General features: G+C 68.8%; 21 protein-coding genes. 8 read left to right on the top strand and 13 right to left on the bottom strand.

What is annotated here, in order from left to right; translation table 11 throughout:
* Window positions 1–29 precede the first annotated feature (29 nt).
* Both AL072_RS27445 and AL072_RS27440 read right to left on the bottom strand, forming a co-directional pair.
* Entirely contained in the window at window positions 30–1,277 is a 1,248-nt protein-coding gene (locus AL072_RS27445; protein WP_082109398.1) for an alpha-hydroxy acid oxidase, read from the bottom strand.
* 405 nt (window positions 1,278–1,682) lie between these two features.
* Complete coding sequence (locus AL072_RS27440) at window positions 1,683–3,959, bottom strand: FdhF/YdeP family oxidoreductase (RefSeq protein ID WP_045585597.1); 2,277 nt, start codon at window positions 3,957–3,959, stop codon at window positions 1,683–1,685.
* A 184-nt stretch (window positions 3,960–4,143) separates the two neighbouring features.
* On the opposite strand from AL072_RS27440, the gene AL072_RS27435 reads away from it, so the two are divergent.
* Both AL072_RS27435 and gph read left to right on the top strand, forming a co-directional pair.
* Complete coding sequence (locus AL072_RS27435; protein WP_045585596.1) at window positions 4,144–5,598, top strand: aldehyde dehydrogenase family protein; 1,455 nt, start codon at window positions 4,144–4,146, stop codon at window positions 5,596–5,598.
* 81 nt (window positions 5,599–5,679) lie between these two features.
* Entirely contained in the window at window positions 5,680–6,360 is a 681-nt protein-coding gene (gene gph, locus AL072_RS27430) for a phosphoglycolate phosphatase (protein WP_045585595.1), read from the top strand.
* A gap of 40 nt (window positions 6,361–6,400) precedes the next feature.
* Here the strand turns inward: gph and AL072_RS27425 are convergent, their stop codons facing one another.
* On the bottom strand, window positions 6,401–8,098 hold the full coding sequence (locus tag AL072_RS27425; protein WP_045585594.1) for a methyl-accepting chemotaxis protein: 1,698 nt from the start codon (window positions 8,096–8,098) through the stop codon (window positions 6,401–6,403).
* A gap of 351 nt (window positions 8,099–8,449) precedes the next feature.
* Here AL072_RS27425 and AL072_RS27420 point away from each other — a divergent pair, with 351 nt between their 5' ends.
* The 4 genes from AL072_RS27420 (at window position 8,450) to AL072_RS27405 (ending at window position 12,122) form a co-directional block, all read left to right on the top strand.
* Window positions 8,450–9,973: a PAS domain-containing sensor histidine kinase gene (locus AL072_RS27420; protein WP_245637018.1), complete on the top strand. Its 1,524-nt coding sequence runs from the start codon at window positions 8,450–8,452 to the stop codon at window positions 9,971–9,973.
* Window positions 9,966–10,700 (top strand): response regulator transcription factor, encoded by a 735-nt coding sequence (locus AL072_RS27415; RefSeq protein WP_245637017.1) that lies wholly within the window; start codon window positions 9,966–9,968, stop codon window positions 10,698–10,700. Before AL072_RS27420 ends, AL072_RS27415 begins: the two co-directional genes overlap by 8 nt.
* Before the next feature lie 123 nt (window positions 10,701–10,823).
* Window positions 10,824–11,237, top strand: coding sequence for a response regulator transcription factor (locus AL072_RS27410; protein WP_045585921.1), 414 nt, complete (start codon window positions 10,824–10,826; stop codon window positions 11,235–11,237).
* Window positions 11,238–11,396: 159 nt separating this feature from the next.
* Complete coding sequence (locus AL072_RS27405) at window positions 11,397–12,122, top strand: helix-turn-helix domain-containing protein (RefSeq protein WP_045585593.1); 726 nt, start codon at window positions 11,397–11,399, stop codon at window positions 12,120–12,122.
* A gap of 37 nt (window positions 12,123–12,159) precedes the next feature.
* Here the strand turns inward: AL072_RS27405 and AL072_RS27400 are convergent, their stop codons facing one another.
* The 3 genes from AL072_RS27400 to AL072_RS27390 form a co-directional block, all read right to left on the bottom strand.
* Window positions 12,160–12,927, bottom strand: a complete 768-nt coding sequence (locus AL072_RS27400) for an amino acid ABC transporter ATP-binding protein (RefSeq protein WP_045585592.1) — start codon at window positions 12,925–12,927, stop codon at window positions 12,160–12,162.
* Window positions 12,924–13,604 (bottom strand): amino acid ABC transporter permease, encoded by a 681-nt coding sequence (locus AL072_RS27395; protein ID WP_045585591.1) that lies wholly within the window; start codon window positions 13,602–13,604, stop codon window positions 12,924–12,926. The genes AL072_RS27400 and AL072_RS27395 overlap by 4 nt, the downstream gene beginning before the upstream one ends.
* A 101-nt stretch (window positions 13,605–13,705) precedes the next feature.
* Window positions 13,706–14,479, bottom strand: coding sequence for an amino acid ABC transporter substrate-binding protein (locus AL072_RS27390; RefSeq protein WP_045585590.1), 774 nt, complete (start codon window positions 14,477–14,479; stop codon window positions 13,706–13,708).
* Window positions 14,480–14,803: 324 nt separating this feature from the next.
* Between AL072_RS27390 and AL072_RS27385 the strand changes: the two genes are divergently transcribed.
* Together AL072_RS27385 and AL072_RS27380 are read left to right on the top strand one after the other, a co-directional pair.
* A complete protein-coding gene (locus AL072_RS27385) occupies window positions 14,804–15,907 on the top strand; it encodes an HlyD family secretion protein (RefSeq protein ID WP_045585589.1) in 1,104 nt (367 codons plus the stop codon).
* Window positions 15,904–17,493 carry an MFS transporter gene (locus tag AL072_RS27380; protein ID WP_060721752.1) on the top strand — a complete coding sequence of 530 codons (1,590 nt, stop codon included), beginning with the start codon at window positions 15,904–15,906 and terminating at the stop codon, window positions 17,491–17,493. Before AL072_RS27385 ends, AL072_RS27380 begins: the two co-directional genes overlap by 4 nt.
* Before the next feature lie 81 nt (window positions 17,494–17,574).
* Here the strand turns inward: AL072_RS27380 and AL072_RS27375 are convergent, their stop codons facing one another.
* Genes AL072_RS27375 through AL072_RS27345 form a run of 7 tightly spaced genes read right to left on the bottom strand, consistent with a single transcriptional unit; the run spans window position 17,575 to window position 23,171 of the window.
* A complete protein-coding gene (locus AL072_RS27375; protein WP_045585588.1) occupies window positions 17,575–17,922 on the bottom strand; it encodes a RidA family protein in 348 nt (115 codons plus the stop codon).
* 29 nt (window positions 17,923–17,951) lie between these two features.
* Window positions 17,952–18,716 carry a transporter substrate-binding domain-containing protein gene (locus AL072_RS27370; protein ID WP_045585587.1) on the bottom strand — a complete coding sequence of 255 codons (765 nt, stop codon included), beginning with the start codon at window positions 18,714–18,716 and terminating at the stop codon, window positions 17,952–17,954.
* 34 nt (window positions 18,717–18,750) lie between these two features.
* The gene (locus AL072_RS27365) at window positions 18,751–19,098 is read right to left on the bottom strand and encodes a RidA family protein (RefSeq protein ID WP_045585586.1); all 348 of its coding nucleotides are present in this window, start codon (window positions 19,096–19,098) and stop codon (window positions 18,751–18,753) included.
* A gap of 25 nt (window positions 19,099–19,123) precedes the next feature.
* A complete protein-coding gene (locus tag AL072_RS27360) occupies window positions 19,124–20,281 on the bottom strand; it encodes an NAD(P)/FAD-dependent oxidoreductase (protein WP_045585585.1) in 1,158 nt (385 codons plus the stop codon).
* A gap of 13 nt (window positions 20,282–20,294) precedes the next feature.
* Window positions 20,295–21,746, bottom strand: a complete 1,452-nt coding sequence (locus tag AL072_RS27355) for an FAD/NAD(P)-dependent oxidoreductase (RefSeq protein ID WP_045585584.1) — start codon at window positions 21,744–21,746, stop codon at window positions 20,295–20,297.
* Window positions 21,743–22,057, bottom strand: coding sequence for a (2Fe-2S)-binding protein (locus tag AL072_RS27350; protein ID WP_200909932.1), 315 nt, complete (start codon window positions 22,055–22,057; stop codon window positions 21,743–21,745). Before AL072_RS27350 ends, AL072_RS27355 begins: the two co-directional genes overlap by 4 nt.
* Window positions 22,038–23,171, bottom strand: coding sequence for an NAD(P)/FAD-dependent oxidoreductase (locus AL072_RS27345; RefSeq protein WP_045585918.1), 1,134 nt, complete (start codon window positions 23,169–23,171; stop codon window positions 22,038–22,040). The genes AL072_RS27350 and AL072_RS27345 overlap by 20 nt, the downstream gene beginning before the upstream one ends.
* Window positions 23,172–23,333: the final 162 nt, after the last annotated feature.

Below are 23,333 nucleotides of genomic sequence, written 5' to 3'. Positions count from 1 at the left end.
GTTCAGCCGGGCGCCGGTCCGGCTGTCCGTCATGCGGCGGATATGGGCCGGTGGCCGGGGCGGGCGGCGAGATCGGGAACGCCGGGCGGGAGGGCGGATGGCCTGTGCCGGCTGTCGTTCGCGCCGCCGCCATTGATCAGGATGGAGGGATCGGCCGCGCCGATGTCGGTGAGGCCGCACAATCCCATGGTAAGGTCGAGTTCCCGCTGCAGGATTTCCAGGCAGCGCGTGACGCCGGCCTCGCCCATGGCGCCCAGCCCGTACAGGAAGGCCCGCCCGACCATGACGCCCTTGGCGCCCAGGGCGGCGGCCTTCAGGATGTCCTGCCCGGACCGGATGCCGCTGTCGAACAGGACTTCGGTCTGCTGTCCGACGGCTTCGGCGATGGCGGGCAGCATCGCGATGCTCGACGGAGCCCCGTCGAGCTGCCGGCCGCCATGGTTCGACACCACGATGGCATCCGCTCCGTTCTCGACGGCCAGCCGCGCATCCTCGACGTCGAGGACGCCCTTCACGATCAGCTTGCCGCCCCACAGCTTCTTGATCCAGCGGACATCCTCCCAGGTCAGGGTCGGATCGAACTGCTGGCTGACCCAGGCGGCGAGCGAGGAGACGTCCGAAACCCCTGACACATGGCCGACGATGTTCCCGAAGGTCCGCCGTTTGGTCCGCAGCATTCCCAGGCACCAACCCGGCTTGGTCGCCAGATCGACCAGGTTGCGCAGGGTGGGCTTGGGCGGGGTCGACAGGCCGTTCTTCAAGTCCTTGTGCCGCTGTCCCTGGATCTGCAGATCCAGGGTGAGCACGAGCGCCGAACAGTTCGCGGCCTTGGCCCGGGCGATCAGCCGTTCGACGAATGCCCGGTCCCGCATGACGTAGAGCTGGAACCAGAATGGCTTGCCGGTATTGGCCGCCACATCCTCGATGGAACAGATGCTGACGGTCGACAGGGTGAAGGGCACGCCGAAGCGTTCCGCCGCCCGTGCTGCCAGAATCTCGCCGTCGGCATGCTGCATCCCGGTCAGGCCGGTCGGCGCCAGCGCCACCGGCATCGCGACGCTTTCCCCCAGGATGCGGCTTTCCGTGGTCCGTCCGGCGATGCTCATCCCGATGCGCTGGCGGAACTGGAGGGCGGCCAGATCGGCCGTGTTGGCGCGGTAGGTGCTTTCCGTCCAGGAGCCGCAGTCGACGTAGTCGTAGAACATCCTCGGCACGCGGCGCCGCGCCAGGATGCGAAGGTCTTCGATGCAGGTGATCACCGGCCTGGGCGATGGCATGGTCAATTCCGCTCTTTTGCAAGGCCTGCAATGGCCGCGGCATCCATGTCCCCCGAGGGTATGGGTGCGCTGGCGGATACGGTCGGGTCGCGTCTTCCGGACGGTCGGCGGCAACTGACGTACATTGCATCCAAAGTACGCACTTAAAATGCAGTGTGACCGCCCGGCTGTCAATGGGATCTTCAAGCTATCCGGATGCCTTACAATGGAGGCATCGCACGGTTGGCGAAGATCGGCCCCATCATGCCGGCCGGCATGGGGTTCCCTGGCGCGGCGCCACCGCCACGGCGCCAGGGTCGAGCGGAACAGGCATGGACTGCGATGATGACAGGGGGCAGGCTGCATCACGGCGTGCCGTGCCGCGATGCAGTCCGCCCGGGTGCCGGCCGTCTTACGGGAAAAGGCTCAGCTGCGGATGCGCACCGGCACCGCCTTGGAGGCCGGCGTCTTGGAGTGGATGTCATGCAGCCACAGCGGCACCAGCGGGTTCAGTTCCGGGTAATAGCCGGCGAGGCAGCCGTCGGGCAGGTCGAAGGGGGTCACCATCAGGCCGGCCACCTCGCGGTGGGTTCCGTCCCCCGCGTCGCTCTCCAGTGCCACCACCTGACCGTCGGCGAGGCCGGCCCGCTCGATGTCCCGCGGGTTGATCAGCAGCACGTTGCGCCGCCCCTCGATCCCGCGCAGCCGGTCGCTGTAGCCGTAGATGGTGGTGTTGAACTGGTCGTTGCTGCGCAGAGTGATCAGGCGGTAGCGGCCCGGCGCGTCGGCGATGCTGGTGGCGGACAGCATGGTGGGCGTGGTGAAGACGGCCTTCCCGCTCCCGGTCTTCCAGATCCGGTCGCGCGCCGTGTTCCTGCGGTGGAAGCCGCCGGGGGTGAAGACCCGCTTGTTGAAATCCTTGAACTGGTCGGGATAGGTCGCCTCGATCAGGTCGCGGACCGCCGCATAGTCGGCCGTCCAGTCGTCCCAGCGGACCTTGGGGTTGGGCGGCAGCGTCGCCTTGGCGAGGCCCGCCACGATCGCGAGTTCCGACAGCAGATGCGGGCTCGCCGGCTCGTGGGTGGAGAAGGAACCGTGGATGCGGCTGAGGCTGTCCTCCATCGTCACGGTCTGCGGGCCGCTCTCCTGCACATCCTCCTCCGCCCGGCCCCTGCAGGGCAGGAGGAACGCGACCCTGCCGTTGATCAGGTGGCTGCGGTTCAGCTTGGTCGCGATCTGGACGGTCAGGCGCAGCGCGGTCCAGGCCTGTTCCATCGCCGCCTGTTCGGGAATCGCCCGTAGGAAATTGCCGCCCAGCCCGACAAAGGCCTTCACCCGGCCGGCCAGGATGCCCTCGCAGGCATCGACCGTGTTCATGCCCGTCTCGCCGGGCGGCTCGAAGCCGAACAACTCCCGGTATTTGTCCATCGGCGCCAGCTCCGGCTTCTCGGTGATCCCGACCGTGCGCTGGCCCTGGACGTTGGAATGGCCGCGCACCGGCGAGATCCCGGCGCCCGGCCGGCCGATGTTGCCCTTCAGCAGCAGCAGGTTGACGAAGCCGGCGACATTCTCGAAGCCATGGACATGCTGGGTCAGCCCCATGCCGTAGATGCCGATGGTCCGCTCCGCCGCCATGTAGACCCCCGCCGCGTCCAGCAGCGCCGCGCGCGCAAGCCCGGAGGCCGCCTCGATCGCCTCCCAGGTAGTGTTGCGGGCCATGGCGGCGAACTCTGCGAAGCCGATCGTGTGCTCCGCGATGAAGCCATGGTCGAGCACCCCCGGTCGGCCATCCGCCCGCAGCCTGTCGTCCTCGGCGATCAGATGCTTGCACAGGCCGAGCATCGCCGCGATGTCGCCGCCCGCCGTCACCTGATGGTACTGGCAGGATATCCGGGTGCCGTCCCCGGTCAGCATCTCGTGCGGGTGCTGCGGGTTGACGAAGACCTCCAGCCCCTTCTCCCGCACCGGGTTGAAGGTGACGATCCGGACGCCGCGCCGAGCGCATTCCTGCAGCGTATGCAGGAAGCGCGGGCTGTTGGAACCGGTGTTCTGCCCGAAGAAGAAGATGGCGTCACACTGGCCGAAATCGTCCGGCGCCACCGTCCCCACCGGCGCGCCGATGACCGCCTTGAGCGCGACCGAGGTGGTCTCGTGGCACATGTTGGAGCTGTCGGGGAGGTTGTTGTGCCCATAGAGCCGGGCGAACAGCGCATAGAGATAGGCGGTCTCAAGCGAGGCATGGCCGGAGGCATAGAAGACGGCCGTCCTGGGATCGAGTGCCGCCAACTCCGCCCCGATCTCCTCGAAGGCATCCTCCCAGCTGCAGGGCAGATAGCGGTCGCTGGCCGCATCGTAGCGCATCGGATGGGTCAGCCGGCCCTGCCGTTCCAGGTCGTGGTCGGTCCAGCCCTTCAGCTCCCCGACGGTGTGCGCGGCGAAGAAGTCCGGCGTGCAGCGGTGGGAGGTCAGCTCCCATAAGGTCGCCTTGGCGCCGTTCTCGCAGAATTCGAACGGGTGGGGATGGGCCGGCTTGGTCCAGGCGCAGGAGGTGCACATGAAGCCGCCTGGCTTGTTCTGCCGCATCAGCGTGCGCAGGACCGCCGGGGAATCCGCCTCTTCCCGGAACGTGGACAGCATGCCGCGCACCGATCCCCAACCGCCGGCCGCGCCGTCATACTGTGTGGTGTCGTCGTCCTTGGACATGGCCGCATTCCCGGAATTGCGTTACGGCCTGCTCAACAGCCGGGGATGCGGAAAGGTCCGCCGAGTCCGGTCCCCATCCTGCCCCGCTTCGGCCCGCTTCTGGTTGATCAACCGTCCGCTGCGAGGCAAGATGCCGGCCCGGCCGAGATGCCGCCGGTTCTCACCCCATGAAAGCGAGGCTCCGGTGTCGAACTTCCTGAAATTCTACATCGACGGCGCATGGGTCGATCCGGCGGTCGATCCGGCGGTCGATCCGGCGGTCCGGGCGACGCTCGATGTGATCGATCCCGCGACGGAGGAGCCCTTCGCCACCATCGCGTTGGGCACCTCGGCCGATGTCGACCGCGCGGTCGCCGCCGCCCGCGCCGCCTTCCCGGCCTTCTCCGCCACTTCGCGCGAGGAGCGGCTGGCGCTGATGCGGCGCCTGCTGGACGCGTACAAGGCGCGGTACGATGCCGTCGCCGACACACTGTCGCGCGAGATGGGGGCGCCGACGACGCTGGCCCATCGCTCGCAGGCCGCGATGGGCACCGCCCATCTTGCACGGATGATCGAGACGCTGGAGAGCTTTGCGTTCGAGGAACTGCGCGGCTCGACCCTGATCAGCAAGGAGCCGATCGGTGTGGTCGGCATGATCACGCCGTGGAATTGGCCGATCAACCAGATCATGTGCAAGGTGGCACCGGCGCTGGCCGCCGGCTGTACCATGGTGCTGAAGCCGAGCGAGATCGCCCCGCTCAACGCCACCCTCTTCGCCGAGGCCGTGCACGAGGCCGGCGTGCCGAAGGGCGTGTTCAATCTCGTCAACGGCGACGGCCCGACGGTGGGCGAGGCCATCGCGCGCCATCCAGGCGTCGACATGGTGTCCTTCACCGGATCGACGCGCGCCGGCATCCTCGTCGCCAAGGCGGCGGCCGATACGGTCAAGCGCGTGCATCAGGAACTGGGCGGCAAGTCCGCCAACATCATCCTGGACGATGCCGACCTGGACCGCGCCGTGAAGCTGGGCGTCGAGAGCTGCATGAACAACAGCGGGCAGTCCTGCAACGCCCCGACCCGGATGTTCGTGCCGGCTTCCCTGCACGACCAGGCGATTGCGATCGCCAGGACCACGGCCGAACGGCTCAAGGCCGGCGCGCCGGCCGCTGCCGATACCCGGCTCGGCCCGGTGGTCAGCCAAATCCAGTACGACAAGATCCAGCGCCTGATCGAGGCCGGCATCGCCGAGGGAGCCGAGCTGGTCACCGGCGGCCCCGGCCGTCCCGAGGGGCTGAACCGCGGCTATTACGTCCGCCCGACGGTCTTCGCCAACGTCACCGACGACATGACCATCGCGCGCGAGGAAATCTTCGGCCCGGTGCTGGCGATCCTGCCCTACGGCAGCGAGGAGGAGGCGATCCGGCGTGCCAACGACACGCCCTACGGCCTCGCCTCCTATGTCCAGTCGGGGTCGCTGGAACGCGCTCGCAAGGTGGCCGCCCGCATGCGCAGCGGGAACGTCTATATCAATCATCCGGCCTGGGATGCCGGCGCACCCTTCGGCGGCTACAAGCAGTCCGGCAACGGCCGCGAATATGCCGAGTTCGGCCTCGAGGAGTTCCTGGAGATCAAGGGCACCGTCGGCTACGCGCCGGCCTGACCGGCTGTCGGTCGCGCCTCGCTCATCCCCGCTCCTGCAGCCGACGAGGCCCGTTTTCTCCGCCAGTAAGGTGCAGCCACCATGGATCCCCTGAGCCGCCGCCCCATCCGCGCTGTCGCCTTCGATCTCGACGGTACGCTGGTGGACAGCATCGCCGACCTGACGCATGCGTCGAACGCCCTGCTCGCTGAACTGGGGCGGCCGCCGGTCGACCTGCCGGCGGTGCGCTCCTTCGTCGGCGACGGGGCGCCCAAGCTGGTGGAACGCGTGCTGGCCGCCACCGGCGGGCTTCCGTCCCCGGACGAGGCTGCCCGCTGCCTCCGACGCTTTTTGGCGATCTACGAGGCCGACCCCAGCGCCCGTAGCGCGCTCTATCCCGGCGTCGCCGAAACGCTGGGCAGGCTTGCCGAGGCCGGGCTGCGGCTCGGTGTCTGCACCAACAAGCCGATGGCGGCGACGACGCGGCTGCTGGACGATCTCGGCATCGCCGACCGCTTCGCCGCCGTGGTCGGCGGCGACAGCTACCCGACCCGCAAGCCCTCGCCGGAACCGGTGCTGGGATTGCTGGAGCGGCTGGGGGTTCCGCCCGGCGAGGCCGCCTTCGTCGGCGACAACGAGCATGACGTGGCGGCATCGCGCGCGGCCGGGGTGGCGCTGGTGCTGATGGTGCCCTACGGCTACGCCCGCGTCCCGCTCGACGGCCTGCCGCACGACGGCATCCTCGAAGGGTTCGCCGATCTGCCGGGACGGCTGTCGGCCTGACGTCCCGGCAGATCGGCGGCCCATTTTCCAGCGGTAGGCGTCACGCCGTCCGGACCTCACCGATGAAGGTCTGAATCCGCTCGCGAAGCCGGTCGGAATCGTGCGACAGGCTGTCGGCGGCGCCCAGCACCTCCGATGCCGCCCGCCCGACCTCGCCGGCCGAGCCGCTGACGGCGGAGATATTGTCCGTCACCAGCCGGGTGCCCTGCGCGGCCTGCTGGATGTTGCGGCCGATCTCCTGGGTGGCGGCGGTCTGCTGTTCCACTGCGGCGGCGATGGCGCCGGCGATGGCGTCGACGTCGTTGATGGTGCGGCCGATGGTCTGGATGGCGGTCACCGTGCCATCCGTCACCGTCTGGATCTCGGCGATCTGGCTGCCGATCTCCTCGGTCGCCTGGGCGGTCTGGGTGGCCAGTGCCTTCACCTCCTGCGCGACCACGGCGAAGCCCTTGCCGGCCTCTCCCGCCCGTGCCGCCTCGATGGTGGCGTTCAGGGCCAGCAGGTTGGTCTGGCTGGCGATATTCTGGATCAGGCTGACGACGTCGCCGATCCGCTGCGCCGCCTGCACCAGCCGGGTGACCAGCGCGTTGGTCCGTTCGCCTTCCTCCACCGCGTCGCGGGCGATGGCGGCGGCGGCGTTGACCTGTCGGCCGATCTCGCCGATGGAGCCGCCAAGCTGCTCCGACGCCGCGGCGACGGTGGCGACGTTGGCGGAGGATTGCGCCGTGGTGGCGGCGACGGCCGACGCCTGTTCGGTGGTGCGCGAGGCGATGGCGGTCATCGTTTCGGCGTTGCTGCGCAGATGGCGCGCCGCCGATGCCACCGCCTGCACGACATCCTGCACGTCGGCGTCGAAGCGGTCGGCCAGCGCCCGCATGGCGGCCTGCCGGTCGCGCTCGGCCTGCTGTTTCTGCGCCTCGCGCTCCTCCTGCAGCGTCCGGATGGCCAGAGCGTTGCTCTTGAAGATCTGGAGCGCGCGGGCGAGCAGGCCGACCTCGTCCTTGCGCTCGGCGCCCTGGACGGTGACGGCGAGGTCGCCGCCGGCGATGGCGGTCATGTCGTCGATCAGTCGGTGCAGCGGGCGGACGACGAAGACCACGATGATGGAGCCGAACAGGCCGATGGCTACCAGCAACCCGACCGCAGCGACGGTCGTCAGGCGGGTCATGACGCTGGACGACAGGGCCAGCGCCCGCTCCTCCGCCAGCCTGGTCTCCTCGACGCTGCGGTCCACCCGCTCGCCCAATGCCGCGGTCAGCTTCTGCCGCACCGGGCGGCCGACGTCGATCGACACGCGGATTGCGCTGTCGGTGTCGTAGGCCCGCGCCAGCTCCACCGCCTTCTGCGACACCCGTTCATATTCGCCAACGATGGACTTGATGCCGGCGATGGCCTCGCGGTCGGCGGCGGTGTCATAGGCGGCGGCCAGCCGGTCGATGGCGGCCAGCGCCTTGCCGATGTTGTCCTTGTAGGTGCCGAAGGCGGCGTCGATGCGCTCGCGCGTGCCGGCGACCAGCGCGTTCGATTCCGCATCCATCGCATCGCCCATCGCCGACTGGATCGCCAGCGCCGCGGACAGCCGCCCGGCCACGACCTCGGTCACGCGGCTGGTGGATGCGGTCAGCTCGACCAGCGCCGAACGGGCGGTCCACACCACGCTTCCCATCACGGCGAGCAGCAGGATCGCCGGAATCAACAGCTTGTGGACCAGTTTCCGGTCGGAAAACCAGCGGTGCATGGTGTGCCTTTCTATGCGGGAACAGGGGCGTGACTGAGCCGGTCGCGCCGACGGCTCGCCGGACGCGATGGAAGGATGGGAAGGGTGGGCGTTCTGCCCATTGGACCGGCAGCCGGGGGCGGCAGGGGCCAATTTCGGCAAAAATAATTACTATTTGATTACTTCGACTGAAATATGATAAATGAATGATCGTGTCCGAACAAACCCTTTTTCAAGCTGACCGTGCAGGCATTTCCGCCGCAACCGTTCCCTGTGGGCGGGGCCGCGCCGATCCCGGCGATATGGAGCCTTGACCAACGGTTGCGCTCAACTACTCTGGTGCCGACGATATGGCAGTGTTGAGGATGGGACGTGGCCGACGACTTCCGGGATGAAAACCTGGACGCTTCATCGCAGTTGCGGGCGATGCTGGACACCGTGCCCGACGGGATCGTCATCATCGACGGCCGCGGACGGATCCAGACCTTCAATCCCGCCTGCGAACGCCTGTTCGGCTGGACCGCCGGCGAGGTGGTCGGGCAGAATGTCAGGATGCTGATGCCGTCGCCCTACCAAGAACAGCATGACGGCTATCTGGAGCGCTACCAGCGCACCGGCGAGCGCCGGATCATCGGCATCGGCCGCGAGGTGACCGGCCTGCGCAAGGACGGCACCAGCTTTCCGATGGAGCTATCGATCGGCGAGGCGAGCCAGGACGGGGCGCCGGTCTATATCGGCATCATCCGCGACCTGACACAAGCCAGGCAGACGGAGGCGGCGCTGCGCGAGCGGGAGGCCCGCCTGCTTTCCATCCTGCAGACGGTCCCCGAAGCCATCATCGTGATCGACGAGAAGGGGTTGATCGAATCCTTCAGCCCGGCGGCGGAACGGCTGTTCGGCTACGAGGCGTCGGAGGTCGTCGGGCGCAACATCAGCATGCTGATGCCGTCGCCCTACCGGGACCAGCATGACGGCTACCTGGAGCGCTACCAGCGCACCGGCGAGCGCCGGATCATCGGCATCGGCCGCGTCGTCTCCGGTCAGCGGCGCGACGGGTCGGTGTTCCCGATGGAGCTGGCGGTGGGCGAGGTCCTGCTGTCGGGCCAGCGCCGCTTCACCGGTTTCGTCCGCGACCTGACCGAACGGCAGGCCACCGAGCGGCGGCTGCAGGAGCTTCAGGCGGAGCTGCTGCATGTCAGCCGGGTGAGCGCCATGGGCCAGATGGCGTCCACCCTCGCGCATGAGTTGAACCAGCCCCTGACCGCGGTGATCAACTACGCGAAGGCCGCCAAACGCCTGATGGAGCGCCCCGAAACGGTGGCCAAGGCGATGGAGATGGTCGACAAGGCGAGCGCCCAGGCCACCCGCGCCGGGCAGATCATCCGCCACCTGCGCAGCTTCATCGAAAAGGGCCAGACCCACCGTTCCGTCGAGTCCCTCAACAAGGTGGTGGAGGAGGCGGGCGCTCTGGCCCTGGTCGGCGCAAAGGAGCGGGGGTTGCATGTGCGGTACGACTTCGATTCCGCCGATCCCCGCGTGCTGGTCGACAAGGTCCAGGTCCAGCAGGTCATCCTCAACCTCGTCCGCAACGCCATCGAAGCGATGGCGCAAGGCGAGAGGCGGGAGCTGACCATCCACACCGGCCCGGCGCCCGACGAGCCGGATTTCCGGCGGATCGCCGTCAGCGACACCGGGCCCGGCGTGCCGGACACGGTGCGCAGCCAGCTGTTCCAGCCCTTCGTCACGACCAAGAGCAGCGGCATGGGGTTGGGCCTGTCGATCTGCCGGTCGATCATCGAGGCCCATGGCGGGCGCCTGTGGCTGGAAACGCCGCAGACGGGCGCCACCTTCCTGTTCACCGTTCCCCTGGCCGCTCCGGAGGCCGGCGATGCCTGAAGACGCCATGCCCGCCGACACCGCGCCCGCCGACGCCCTGTCCAACCTGACGGTGTTCATCCTCGACGACGACGAGCCCATCCGCGAGTCCCTGCAGATCCTCCTGGAATGCGCCGGCTTCCGGGCGGAGAGCTTCGCGACCCCGGTCGCCTTCCTGGAGTCCGGTGCGCCGTCGCGTCCCGGCTGCCTGCTCGTCGATGTGCGGATGCCCGGCATGAGCGGTCTGGAGGTCCAGGAACGGCTGGGCCGTGACGGTCGCGACATGCCTGTGATCGTGATGACCGGCCATGGCGACGTGCCGCTGGCCGTGCGCGCCATGAAGGCCGGCGCGGTCGATTTCGTGGAGAAGCCGTTCGAGGAGGACGCGCTGCTCTCGGCCGTCCGCTCCGCCCTCGACCATGCGGCGGAGGCCCGGAAGGGCCCAGCCGGCCAACCGGCCGCCGCCCCGGAGCAGCCGGCCGCCGCCTCCACCGCGGCTGCCGCCCCATCCCCGGCCGTGCCGCCGGAAATCCTGGCCCGGCTGTCGGCGCTGACGCCGCGGGAGCATGACGTCCTGCGCTGGCTGGTGGCGGGAAAATCGAACAAGGTCATTGCCTTCGAACTGTCGATCAGCCCGCGCACCGTGGAGATCCACCGTGCCCGCGTGATGGAGAAGATGCAGGCCGACAGCCTGCCGTCGCTGGTGCGCATGGCGATCGCCGCAGGGGTGACGCCTGGCGACGGCTGATCTGCATCAAAACCGGCCTCCATACGCAATCGTCCTTATATCGATGCCCTCCGCTGCATTTTATGGTTCATGACGCGCCGCACCGTCGGCGCCGGCGTGCTTGCATGGAATTCGGAGGCTGTCATGGATCGATCTGGCGACGGGCCGGGCGTTGCGCCGGGCGACGGGATCGTCCATATCGTCGACGACGACGAGCCGGTCCGGGATTCCCTGAAGGCCCTGCTGGAAGCCTTCGCCTTCGAGGTGCGGGATTTCGCCTCCTGCCAGGAATTCCTCGACCGGTTCGACGGCAATCCGCAGGGCTGCCTCGTTCTCGACCTGCACATGCCGGTGATGAGCGGGCTGGAGTTCATGGAGCGTCATGGCGGCGACCTGCATGGCATGCCGGTGATCATGGTGTCCGGGCGCGGCGACCCCGCCACCTTCTCCCGCGCAAAGGATGCCGGGGTGATAGCCGTGCTGGAGAAGCCCTTCGACGAGGATCTGCTGATCGAGACCCTGAACCGGCTGCTGCCGCCGACGGCAGGGTCCACTTGACGGGACAGAGGGTCGGGCTCCTGTATGTAGGTATACCTACGTACGCAAACTTCCTTAGGTACATCACCGAACTGCACAGCAGGGCGGACGCCGGATAGCTTCGGACCATCACGTGCACACCGGAATGAACCGGACCGCACCGCAACGGCCGAGGCCCCCATGTCCACGCACGCCGCCATTGCCGCCAATGCCAGCCGCGCCGTCCCGGGGTACCTGGTTTCCGCCATTGCGATGACGCCGGCCGCGGGACTGCCTGCCCTTCAGCCGCGCAGCGCCGCCGATCCGCTGGCGGCGCTCGGCCATGCCAAGGTCTATGACCGCGACATGACGGTCTTCAGCGAAGGCGATGCCGCCGGCTCGGTCTTCCGGGTGCAGAGCGGCATGGTCCGGCTGCATAAGATGCTGCCCGACGGGCGCCGGCAGATCATCGGTTTCCTGCATGCCGGCGACATGATGGGCTTGGCCTTCGCCGCCCAGTATCTCTACACGGCCGAAGCGGTGACCGCGACCACCATCCAGCGCATCCCGCGCCTGGAACTGGACGTCCTGCTCGATGCGCAGCCGGCCCTTGCCCGCAAGCTGCTGTCGGCGACCACCTCGGAACTGATGGCGGCACAGGACCAGATGGTGCTGCTCGGCCGCAAGACTGCCGCGGAGAAGGTCGCCAGCTTCCTGCTGCGCCTCTGCGACCGCAAGGGCGGCGACCGGACCATCGACCTGCCGATGGGCCGCAGCGACATCGCCGACCATCTCGGCCTTACCACCGAGACCGTGTCGCGCACCTTCACCAAGCTGAAATCGGCCCGACTGATCCGCATCCTGGTCGGCGGCAAGTTGGAACTGCTGGACCACGACGCCCTGGCCGATCTCGCCGGCGGCTTCTGATCCCCGTCCCTCCCTGGAGGGAGTTCGGAAAAGCTGCTCAGACTCCCTCGCCCTGCTGCCCCTGCTGGGTCAGCGTGGCGATGAAGCGCTGGGTGCGCTCGCGGGCCGGACGGGTGAACAGGTCGCGCGACGGGCCGGCTTCCACCACCAGCCCGCCGTCGAGAAAGACCACCTCATGCGCGATGCGGGAGGCGAGGCGCAGATCGTGGGTGGCTATCACCATGGTGGTGCCCTCCGCCGCCAGCGTGCCCAGCACCTCGACCACCTCGTCCGCCAACTCGGGATCGAGCGCCGAGGTCGGTTCGTCGCACAGCAGCACGCGGGGGGAGGGGGCCAGCGCGCGGGCGATGGCGACGCGCTGCTGCTGCCCGCCCGACAGGGTCGCCGGCCAGGCATCGGCCTTGTGGTCCATGCCGACCTTGCGCAGCAGGGCCATGGCACGGTCGCGCGCCTTGTCGGCCGGCCATTTCTGCACGGTGACCAGCCCCTCCATCACATTCTCCACCGCCGTGCGGTGGGGGAAGAGCTGGAAATTCTGGAACACCATCCCGGTCTGGCCGCGCAGCCGCTGGATGTCCTTCCAGCCCGTCTGGCCGCCGGGTTGGAAGGACAGCTCCTCCTCGCCGATGCGCACGGTACCGGAGGTTGGGATTTCCAGCAGGTTGATGCAGCGCAGCAGCGTGCTCTTGCCGCCGCCGGACGGGCCGATCAACGCGGTCACGCGCCCTTCCGCCACCGTCACCGTCACGCCCTTCAGGACGGTCAGGTCGCCGAAGCGCTTCTCGATGTTCGACAGCCGGATCACGATTTGGCCTCCAGGTAACCGCCATACTGGCCCAGCCGGCGCTCCAGCCGGACCTGCAGCGCCGACAGCACGGAGCTGAGGGCCAGATAGATCAGCGCCGCCTCCACATACAGGATCAGCGGCTCGTAGGTGGTCGCGACGATGCGCTGGGCGGCCTGGAACAGCTCCGGCACGGTGATGGCTGCGGCGAGCGAGGTGTCCTTGACCAGCGAGATGAAGCTGTTGGACAGCGGCGGCACCGCCACCCGCGCGGCCTGCGGCAGGATGGTGCGCCGCATCGCCTGGGACCAGCTCATGCCGATGGAATAGGCGGCCTCCCACTGGCCCTTCGGGACCGAGCCGATGACGGCGCGGATGATCTCCGAGGTGTAGGCGCCGACATTCAGCGTGAAGCCGATCAGCGCCGCCGGGAAGGCGTCCAGCACGATGCCGGCGCTGGGCAGGCCGTAGAAGATCAGGAACAGCTGCACCAGCAGCGGCGTGCCGCGGATGATCCAGACATAGAAACGGATGGCGGCGGCCAGCGGGGCCGGACCGAACAGCCGGATCACCGCCGCCGCCAACCCGACGGCAAGGCCGAGCGCGAAGGACGCCAGCGTCAGCGGAACGGTGAAGGTCAGCGCCGCCCACAGCAGCGACGGAAGCGAGTCCGCCATCAGGGTAAGCCAGTGCAGCACGGGAAAGTGCCTCTCGCGGGTTCAGGGCGCAAAATCGGGGCCGGGACATGGCGGCGCCGCCCCTTCCCGGATAGAGAGGGGTCAGCGCCGGTCCCGTGCCGTCACTTCGAAACGTCGTCGCCGAAATATTTCTGCGAGATGGTCTTGTAGGTGCCGTCGGCCTTGATGGCGGTCAGGGCATCGTTGATCGCGGCCACCAGCGTCGCCTCGCCCTTGCGGACGATGATGCCGGAATGGTCGGCGGCGTCCTGGGTCGCGGCGATCTTCACGTTGGCGTTGGGTTTCTGCTTCTTGAAGTCCAGGAATGACAGGCTGTCGTTGACGGTCGCGTCGGCCCGGCCGTTCAGGACGAGCTGGATCGACTGGTCGAAGCCGTCGGTGCCGACCAGTTGGGCGCCCGACGCCTCTGCCAGCTTGCCGAAGTTGCTGCTCAGCGACTGGGCCGCCTTCCTGCCCTTCAGGTCGGCGAAACCCTTGATGGCGTCGTTGTCGCCCCGCACGATCAGCACGGCGCGGCTGGTGATGTAGGGGTCGGAGAAATCGTACTTGGCCTTGCGCGCCTCGGTGATGCCGACCTGATTGATCACGGCGTCGTAGCGGCGGGCGTCCAGGCCGGCGATCAGCCCGTCCCACTTGCCTTCCAGGAACTCCGCCTTGACGCCGATGCGCTTGGCGACCTCGCGCCCGATCTCCACGTCGAAGCCGACGAGCGTGCCGGAGGCGTCATGATAGGTGAAGGGGGCATAGGTGCCCTCCGTCCCGATCTTCAGAACGCCGTCCGCCTTGATGCGGTCAAGATCCGTCTGGGCCTGAGCGGAGGCGACGGCGGCGACCTGGATCAGGCCGGCGACGAGAAGCGATTTCAGCCAGTTCATCGGTTGGTGCCCGGTGTTTATCGGATTGGAAGGTTGGGTTGGTCCGCCACCTTGGGCGCTCTGCCGGCGCCGGGCGGTTCCCGTCACGCTACAGGGAAGAATATGCCGGGACAAGGGAATACGATACCTATTTAGCGTATATCAACTGTGCATAATGCGTACCGCGAACGGATTTTCGTGGGAAATTCTCCCGGCGCGGCCGTCGCCGTCGATGGCCGCGAACCGGAGCCGTGGGGCTACACTTTGGTGCACCGCGCCTTTTCGCGGGGCCTGGGGTAGGGTCGGGGAACCGAAACCGGAATCGAGCTCCTTGGAGTGTCACGCATGACAGACGCCGCCGCGCCTCCTCCTGCCGCGCCTCCGCCGGTCGCCTGGAGCCCGTGGCTGGTCCGTCTGGCGGTGCTGGGGCTGGCGGCGGTGCTGGTGGCGGCCTTCGCGACGCGCTGGGACCGCTGGATCGGGTCGGCGACGCGGCAGAGCACCAATGACGCCTATCTCCAGTCCGACATCACGCCGCTGTCGTTCCAGGTGTCGGGCATCGTCCGCGACATGCCGGTGGGGGATTTCCAGCGGGTGAGGATCGGCGACCCGGTGGCGATCATCGTCGACGACGATTACCGTGCCCGGGTGGAGCAGGCGGAGGCGGCGCTGGCGGCGGCCGATGCGGCGATCGCCCAGTTCGACATCCAGAAACGCATCCAGCGTGCCCTGGTCGATCAAGCCGAGGCCAATGTCCACGGGCTGGAGGCCGACGCATGGCGGGCGCGGCTGGAGGAGTCGCGCCAGCATTCACTGTCCGAACAGGGATTGGCCGGCACGCTGCAGGCGCTGCAGCAGGCCCAGGCGACGTCCCGCCGCGCCCAGGCGGCGCTGGAAGCCGGGCAGGCGCTGGTCGATCAGCAGAAGGCGGCGTTCGACGGCATCGATGTGCAGGTCCGTCAGGCCCAGGCCACCCGACTGCAGCGGCAGGCAGACCTCGACCTTGCCCGCATCACGCTGGACCGCACGACGATCCGCGCCCCCGCCGACGGGATGGTCGGCCTGCGGCAGGTCCGCCCCGGCCAGTATGTCGGGCAGGGCAGCCAGATCATCACGCTGGTGCCGCTGCCGGCGGTGTGGGTGATCGCCAATTACAAGGAAACCCAGATGACCCGCATCCGGGCCGGCCAGCCGGCGACGATCCGGGTCGACAGCTTTCCCGACACTCCGCTCGGCGGGCGGGTCGCCGCCCAATCGCCGGCCAGCGGCAGCCAGTTCGCCCTGCTGCCTCCGGACAACGCGACCGGCAACTTCACCAAGATCGTCCAGCGCATCCCGGTGAAGATCGTCCTCGACGACCCCAATCCGTTGCGGGACCGGCTGCGCCCGGGCATGTCGGTCGTCGTCACCATCGACACCGAGGGAACGGCCGGGGAGACCGTGCGGTGAGCGCGGACATCGCCGGACGGGCGGCTGGGCGGCTTTTGTTGCCGGGCGCCGGCCGGGAGGCCGCACCGGTCCTCACCCATCATCCGGTGATCGGGCTGCTGGGCGTGCTGCTGGGAGCGCTGATCTCCACCCTGACCGCACGCATCACCAGCTTCGGGCTGGCCGACATCCGCGGCGCCATCGGTGCCGGCTTCGACGAGGGGGCATGGATCCCCACCGCCTACACGGTGGCGCAGATGCTGGTGGCGCCGGCCGCCGCCTTCCTTGGCGTGGTGTTCGGGCCGCGGCGGGTGCTGCTGGTCTCCTCGGTCACCTACGGACTGGCGACGCTGGCGCTGCCGCTGACCGGAACGCTGACCGGTGTGCTTACCTTCCAGGTGCTGGCCGGGCTGTCGTCGGGCACCTTCATCCCGTTGACCATCGGCTTCATCGTCCGCAACCTGCCGCCGCGCTATCTGGTCTACGGCATCGCCGTCTACGCGATGAATGTCGAGCTGTCGCTGAACTTCTCCGCCTCCATCGAAGGCTGGGTCATCGAAAATCTCGACTGGCGCTGGCTGTTCTGGGACACGGCGCTGCTGGCGCCGCTGATGGCGCTTTGCATCCATTTCGGCATGCCGGCCGAGCCGGTACGCCGCGACCTGATGAAGGGCGCGGACTGGTGGGGCATCCTCTATGCCAGCGCCGGCTTCGCCATGCTCTACGCAGCGCTCGACCAGGGCAACCGGCTGGACTGGCTGAACTCCGGCCTCGTCACCGGCCTGCTGCTGGGGGGTGGGTTGCTGGTCGCCGCCTTCGTCATGCAGGAACTGACCTGTCCGAAGCCCTGGATCACCTTCGGCGTGCTGTTCCGCGGCAACATCCCGCTTCTGTGCCTGCTGCTGGTGCTGCTGCGGCTGGTCATGCTGTCGACCGCCTTCCTCGTCCCGCAATACCTGATCACGGTGAACAATTACCGGGCGCTGGAGGTGGGGGACACGCTGCTGCTGATCGCGCTGCCGCAATTCCTGCTGGCGCCGCTGGTCGGCACGCTGCTGCGCCATGCCGATCCGCGCGTGCTGATGGCGGTCGGCTTCGCGGCGGTGGGGATCGCCTGCTGGCTCGCGTCGCAGCTGACGGCCGACTGGGTCGGCGCAGATTTCCTGCCCTCGCAGATGCTCCAGGCCTTCGGCCAGTCCTTCGCCATGACGTCGCTGATCTACTTCAACATCAAGAACCTGTCCCAGGCCCACATCCTGGCGCTGGGCGCGCTGGTGCAGACCGCCCGGCTGCTGGGCGGCGAACTGGGCGCGGCCTTCATGCAGACCTTCGTCCGCGTGCGCGAGCAGTTCCACAGCTTCCGGCTGGTGTCCGACGTGGTGGCGGGAGACGCCGACACCGTCGGCCGGCTGGCCGGCACCATGGCGCGGGTCGCCGCCCGTTCGACCGGGACCGAGGAGGCGACGCAGCGGGCGTTGTCGCTGATGTCGGCGGCGGTGCGCAAGCAGGCCTATGTGCTGGCCTACATCGACGGCTTCGTCGTGATCGGCTGGTTCATCGTGGGCGGACTGCTGCTGATCGCGTTGCTGCGCCCGGCCCCAAAATAGTAACACAAACAGTGACGCCCCGCGCGTCGGGCACGGGGCGTCGCATGGTCCGTCGGAAGACTCCAGCCGGATGGCGTCCGATCAGACGGCGGCGGTGACCACCACCTCGATCTTGATCTCCGGCTTGCCGAGGTCGGCGACGCCGATGGTGGCGCGGGCCGGCAGGTCGTTGCCGTCGAGCCAGGCAAGCCACGCCTCGTTCATCTCGTCCTTCAGACTCATGTCGGTGATGAACAGCTGGGCGGACAGCAGCTTGGTCTTGTCGCTGCCGGCCATCGCCAGCACCTGGTCGAGCTTGCCGCAGATCTGCGTGACCTGGCCGCCCATGCCGACGCCGACGTCGTCGGCGATGATGCCGCCGAGATAGGCCGTGCCGTTGTTGACGACGACGCGGTGCATGATCTTGGTCTTCTCGATGCGCTTGATCACTGGAAAATGCTCCTGGTTTTTGAAAGGGGTCACGGGGTGATGGAGAAATCGACGTAGCGGGCGGCGATGCCTGCCAGCGTTCCGTCCTGCACGACCGCGCGGATGGCCTCGTCGAAGGACTGTTTCAGCGCGGTGTCCTCCTTGCGCAGGCCGACGCCGATGCCGGGGCCGAACACCTCGGGGTCGATCACCGGCTGGCCGACCAGCTTGATCGACTTGCCACCGTCGCCCTTGACCCAGTCGGACGCGGTGGCACCGGTGGTGATGGCGGCGTCCACCCGCCCGGCCTTCAGGTCGGCCAGCAGATTGGAGGCGGTGTCGTAGGTCTTCAGCGTGGCGTCGCCGCCGAGATGCTTCTCGACATAGCGGGAATGGGTGGTGGAGACCTGGGCGCCGATGGTCTTGCCGTGCAGGCTGGCCGGCGAGCCGTCGATGGCGGACTTGGCCGGCGCCACGAAATAGGCCGGAACCACCATGTAGGGGGTGGAGAAGCCGATGGCCTTCGCCCGTTCCGGCGTGATGTTCATCGTTGCCATGATGGCGTCGTACTTCTTCGCCAGCAGTCCGGGGATGATGCCGTCCCAGTCCTGCGCCACGATGGTGCAGTGGCGCTTCATCCGCTCGCACAGCGCGTTGGCGAGATCGACCTCGAGCCCGGCGACCTTGCCGTCGGGCTGGGTGAAGTTGAAGGGCGGGTAGGCGCCTTCGGTGGCGATGCGGATCTCCTGCGCCGAGGCGACACCGCCGGACACAAGCAACAGAAGGGCGGCAACGCCCGTGAGGAGGCGCTTCATGGCAGGCTCCGGGAATAATGGCAGGTGGGAAGGGTCAGCGGCCGGCGACGACGACGATCTCGACCAGGATCGACGGGTCGGCCAGCCGGGCCTCCACCGTCGCGCGGGCCGGCGGGTTGGCCTTGTCGACCCAGGCGTCCCAGGCGGCGTTCATCTCGGCGAAGGTGGCGATATCGGCCAGATAGACGGTGGCGGTCAGGATGTTGCTCTTGCTCGTCCCGGCTTCGGCCAGCAGGGCGTCGATCTGGCGCAGTACGTCGCGGGTCTGAGCCTCAACGGTGGTGGAGCCGTCATCGACGATCTGGCCTGCCAAATAGACGGTGTCCTTGTGGATGACCATGTCGCAGAGACGGGGAGTCAGGTGGAAGCGCTGGATCGTCACGGGGGAAGCTCCGATGATGTGGGGGTCAGTCGGCGAAGCGGCCGATGCGGAAGGGGGCGATGGGCAGGTCGGTGGCGCCCCCGGTGATCAGGTCGGCGGTGATCCTGCCGACGATCGGGCCGAGCTGGAAGCCGTGCGCCGAGAAGCCGAAGGCGTGGTAGAGGTCCGGTTCCGTCCCGCTGGGGCCGATGACCGGGATCTGGTCGGGCATCCGCGCCTCGATCCCAGCCCAGGCGCGGACGATGGTGGCGCCGCGAATGGCCGGGAACAAATCCCACACCGTGCGGGCATTCACCGTCACCTGCGAGAAGTCCAGCTCGGTCCGGTTCTCGTCCCGCTCCGCCCGGCCGAGCAGCCCGCCGCCGATCAGCACGGTGCCGTTGGGGAACTGCTTGAAGGACAGGGTGCGGCCGGTCGCGCCCACCACCGGCTTGATGAAGGGCGGCACGCGGGCGGTGATCATCAGCATCGGGGCGATGACCTCCAGCGGGACCGGTTCCCCCACCTGGGCGGCGACGCGGTCGGCCCAGGCGCCGGCGCAGTTCACCACCACCGGCGCCTCGAACCTGCCGCCATCGCCGGTCTCCACGCTCCACAGACCGCCCTGGCGGACCAGCCGGGTCACGGCCCCGCCCTCCTGGAAGCGGGCGCCGAGCGAGATCGCCTTGCGCCGGAAGGCGAAGGTGGTGCGGAAGGGGATCGCCGCCCCGTCGCCGCGCGAGACCAGCGCGCCGACGCAATGATCGGCGATGGCGGGGACCAGCGCCCGCAGCTCGTCCCGGCCGACCACCTCCTCGTGGGTGAATCCCAGCGCTTGCAGTTCCGCGACGCGGGCCTCCAGCATCGCCAGCTCCGCCCCGCTCTCCGCCACCTTGACCTGCCCGTGGCTCTCGAAGCCGCAATCGTCGTCCACCAGCTCGCCGATGTGGTGCCACAGCGCCATGGAGGCGACGGACAGCGGCACCTCCGCCACATGGCGGCCGAGCTGGCGCACGCCGCCCGCATTGACGCCGGAGGCGTGGCGGCCGACATGGTCCTTTTCCAGCACCAGCACCCGGACGCCGCGCATCGACAGATGCAGGGCGGCCGAGCAGCCATGCAGGCCGCCGCCGATGACGATGACGTCGGGACGCTGGATGGACGGTTGGGGCAAGGTCGGGCGGGGGGAGGCGATCGCGGTCATCGGGCGCCTTCCGTCAATGCTTGAAGACGGCGTCGATGTCGGCGTCGGTCTTCGGCAGGGCGGCCAACTCGGCAAGCGTGATCGGCTTGACAGGCGGCCGCAGCCGGTAGTAGCCGACCTCGGCCGGGGAGACGCCGCGCTCTGCCGCGATGACCTCCGTCACCGTCGGGCCGCACAGCCGGCCCTGGCACGGTCCCATGCCGCAGCGCAGGAAGCTCTTGGCCTGATTGGGGCCGGAGCAGCCGAGCCGCACCGCCTCGCGCACCGCGCCGGCGGTGATCTCCTCGCAGCGGCAGACGATGGTGTCGTCGGCCGGCGCCCGGAAGGCTCGCGCCGGGCTGTAGAGGACATCCAGGAACTTGCGTCCGGTCAGCGTGCGGTCCAGCGCGGCGCGGAAGGGCGCGGCCTCCTCGTCGCGCCGGGCCCGGTCGATGCGGCCAAGCCGGTGCAGCGCATCAAGCGCCGCCAACCGTCCGGCCTCTTCCGCCGCGCGGGCGCCGCCGATGCCGGCACCGTCGCCGGCCAACGACACGCCCTCGACCGAGGTGGCGCCCCACTCGTCGGTGGTCGGCCGCCAGCAGCGCTGCACCTCGTCCCAGCGCTGGGCGCAGCCGGTGGCGTTGGCGAGGTTCAGGTTCGGGATCACGCCCTGGTGCAGCAGCAGCGTGTCGGCCGGCAACCGGTGTTCGGTTCCGTTGCGGGTGTAGGTGACGCTCTTCAGCGCGCCATCTCCCTCTGCGCGCAGGGCGGTGACGTTGCCGATGACGGTCAGCTTGCGCCGAACTTCCAGCATCAGCTTCATGCCCTTGCCGAGATAGGGGGAGCGCAGGAATCCCGGCAGCAGCGGCAGGGCGGCGCGCCAGTTCTCCTTGGGCGTGGTGTCGAGGATCGCGTCGATCCGCGCGCCGGCCTGGAGATATTGCCAGGCCAGCAGCCACAGCAGCGGTCCGCTGCCCGCCATCACCGTGGCGCCCGACGGCACGAGGCCGGAGGTCTTCAGCAGAACCTGCGCCGCGCCGGCCCCCAGCACGCCCGGCAGAGTCCAGCCGGGGATCGGGAAGGGACGTTCCAGCGCGCCGGTCGCCATGATGACATGGCGCACCGTCAGCATCGCCGCGGCGCCGTTGCGCGACAGGCCGATCTGGATGCGGCGCTGTCCGTCGGCGGCGTCTTCCCGCGGGCGGGCGACGCTCCACACGGTGGTGCCCGGCCAATGGGTGGCGCCGCTGTCGCGCAGCGGCCCCAGCAGCTCCGCCCCATGCCAATAGTCCGGTCCCAGAATCTTGCGGTCGCGGACAGGCGTCTCGGTGACGGCGCGGTAGATCTGGCCTCCGGGTTCCGCCTGTTCGTCCAGCAGCACCACCGACGCGCCCTTGGACGCCGCCAGCGCCGCCGCGGCCAGACCGGCCGGGCCGGCGCCGATCACGGCGATGTCGAAGTCGAACCGTTTGCCCTGGGCGCTCATCGCTCAACCTCGCGCTTGCCGTTCTGGGTCTCGACCGCCATGCCGGGGGATACCCGCACCTGGCAGCCCTGGCGGTTGCCGGTGCCGTCGATGGTGACGAGGCAGTCGAAGCACACGCCCATCATGCAGTAGGGGCCGCGCGCCGCGCCGCTGACCGGGGTGTTGCGGCAGGTGACGACGCCGTTGGCCAGCAGGGCGGCGGCGACGCTGTCGCCAGTCCGGGCGCTGGCGGCTCGGCCGTCGATGGTGAAGGCGACCGTTTCAGCAGCGGTCTTGGCGGCGGTCTCGATCTCAGGCAGCCTGCGAAACATGGAACCTCCGGGCGCTGAAGGGCGCAAAGCGGTCGCCGAGGTCGCCGGCCGCGATCAGCGGCGCCAGCGTCAGCGCATGGTTGGCGGCGAGGGTCACGCCGCTGTGGCAGGTCACGACGAAGGCGCCGGGCGCCGTCGCCGATTCCTCGTAGATCGGGAAGCCGTCCGGCGTCAGGACGCGCAGCGCCGCCCAGCTCCGCACCACGTTCAGCTTGCCCAGCAGCGGGAAGAAGCGGATGGCGCGCTCTGCGATGGCGGACGACACGCCTGGTTGCAACGTCGTGTCTAGGCCGGCCTCCTCGAAGCTGTCGCCGATCATCACCCCGCCCTCGTCGGTCTGGCGGACATAGCCCGTGGGATGGTGCAGGAAGGGGGCGGTCTTCTCGGTCACGATGACATGGCCGCGCTGCGGGCGGACGGGGGCCGACAGCCCGACCATCGGCGCCAGCCGCAAGCTGTCGTGGCCGGCGGCCAGCACCACCTTGCCGGCGCGGATTTCTCCGCCGGCGGTCGCCATGCGGAAGCCGCCGTCGCGGTGGTCGATGCGCTCCACCCGATGGTTCGGGAGATATGCCACGCCCAGCATGCCGATGCCCTTGTGCAGCGTCCGCAGCAGCCGCAGCGAGTTGCAATGGCCGTCGAGCGGGCAATAGGTGCCGCCGACCACGTCGGGTCCGATGAAGGGCAGTTCCTTGCGCAGCGTCTCGCGGTCCATCACCTCGTAGGGGTAGCGGATCATGTCGGGCTGGTTGTGCAGCCGCATCAGGGTGTTGGCGCGGGCCTGCAGATCCTCTTCCGACAGCATCGGCATGAAACCGCCGGACCGCCGGAAGGCGACGTCGATGCCGGTCTGCTCGCGCAGCAGGTCGGCGAAGCCGCCCCACAGGTCGGAGGACTGCTTGGTCCAGCCGGCATATTCCGGCATCCCCAGCCCCTTGCCCTGCACCCAGACCAGGGCGAAGTTGCCGCGCGACGGCCGCACGGCGATATCGCCCTCGTCCAGCATCGCGACCTTCCGGCCCGACCGGGCGAGACCCCAGGCCAGCGCCGACCCGACCAGCCCGCCGCCGATCACGGCGACGTCATACTCTCCGCCCCGACTGGGCTCAGTCATCGTCTCCACTCCCGCGGCCGGTTTCCCGCAATGTCCCTTGCGCACCGGCCGCCGCCGTTTTCGTGAGGCGCGCATCTCCTTGTCCGGCTCCCGCAGGCGGTGCCGAATGCCTGGCAATGCAGCGCGTGGTCTTTTCCAAATGCCGGGACGGTCCGGCATCGC

The organism is Azospirillum thiophilum, from assembly GCF_001305595.1.
Lineage (GTDB): Bacteria > Pseudomonadota > Alphaproteobacteria > Azospirillales > Azospirillaceae > Azospirillum > Azospirillum thiophilum.
The sequence above is the reverse complement of the archived record's forward strand: the minus strand, read 5'-3'. Positions and strand labels throughout refer to the sequence as shown.

Bases quoted from the DNA above. Each gene is read 5' to 3' on its own strand.
- AL072_RS27445 (WP_082109398.1), bottom strand. From the start codon at position 1,277: ATGCCATCGCCCAGGCCGGTGATCACCTGCATCGAAGACCTTCGCATC.
- AL072_RS27440 (WP_045585597.1), bottom strand. From the start codon at position 3,959: ATGTCCAAGGACGACGACACCACACAGTATGACGGCGCGGCCGGCGGT.
- gph (WP_045585595.1), top strand. From the start codon at position 5,680: ATGGATCCCCTGAGCCGCCGCCCCATCCGCGCTGTCGCCTTCGATCTC.
- AL072_RS27425 (WP_045585594.1), bottom strand. From the start codon at position 8,098: ATGCACCGCTGGTTTTCCGACCGGAAACTGGTCCACAAGCTGTTGATT.
- AL072_RS27415 (WP_245637017.1), top strand. From the start codon at position 9,966: ATGCCTGAAGACGCCATGCCCGCCGACACCGCGCCCGCCGACGCCCTG.
- AL072_RS27410 (WP_045585921.1), top strand. From the start codon at position 10,824: ATGGATCGATCTGGCGACGGGCCGGGCGTTGCGCCGGGCGACGGGATC.
- AL072_RS27405 (WP_045585593.1), top strand. From the start codon at position 11,397: ATGTCCACGCACGCCGCCATTGCCGCCAATGCCAGCCGCGCCGTCCCG.
- AL072_RS27390 (WP_045585590.1), bottom strand. From the start codon at position 14,479: ATGAACTGGCTGAAATCGCTTCTCGTCGCCGGCCTGATCCAGGTCGCC.
- AL072_RS27385 (WP_045585589.1), top strand. From the start codon at position 14,804: ATGACAGACGCCGCCGCGCCTCCTCCTGCCGCGCCTCCGCCGGTCGCC.
- AL072_RS27370 (WP_045585587.1), bottom strand. From the start codon at position 18,716: ATGAAGCGCCTCCTCACGGGCGTTGCCGCCCTTCTGTTGCTTGTGTCC.
- AL072_RS27360 (WP_045585585.1), bottom strand. From the start codon at position 20,281: ATGACCGCGATCGCCTCCCCCCGCCCGACCTTGCCCCAACCGTCCATC.
- AL072_RS27355 (WP_045585584.1), bottom strand. From the start codon at position 21,746: ATGAGCGCCCAGGGCAAACGGTTCGACTTCGACATCGCCGTGATCGGC.
- AL072_RS27350 (WP_200909932.1), bottom strand. From the start codon at position 22,057: ATGTTTCGCAGGCTGCCTGAGATCGAGACCGCCGCCAAGACCGCTGCT.
- AL072_RS27345 (WP_045585918.1), bottom strand. From the start codon at position 23,171: ATGACTGAGCCCAGTCGGGGCGGAGAGTATGACGTCGCCGTGATCGGC.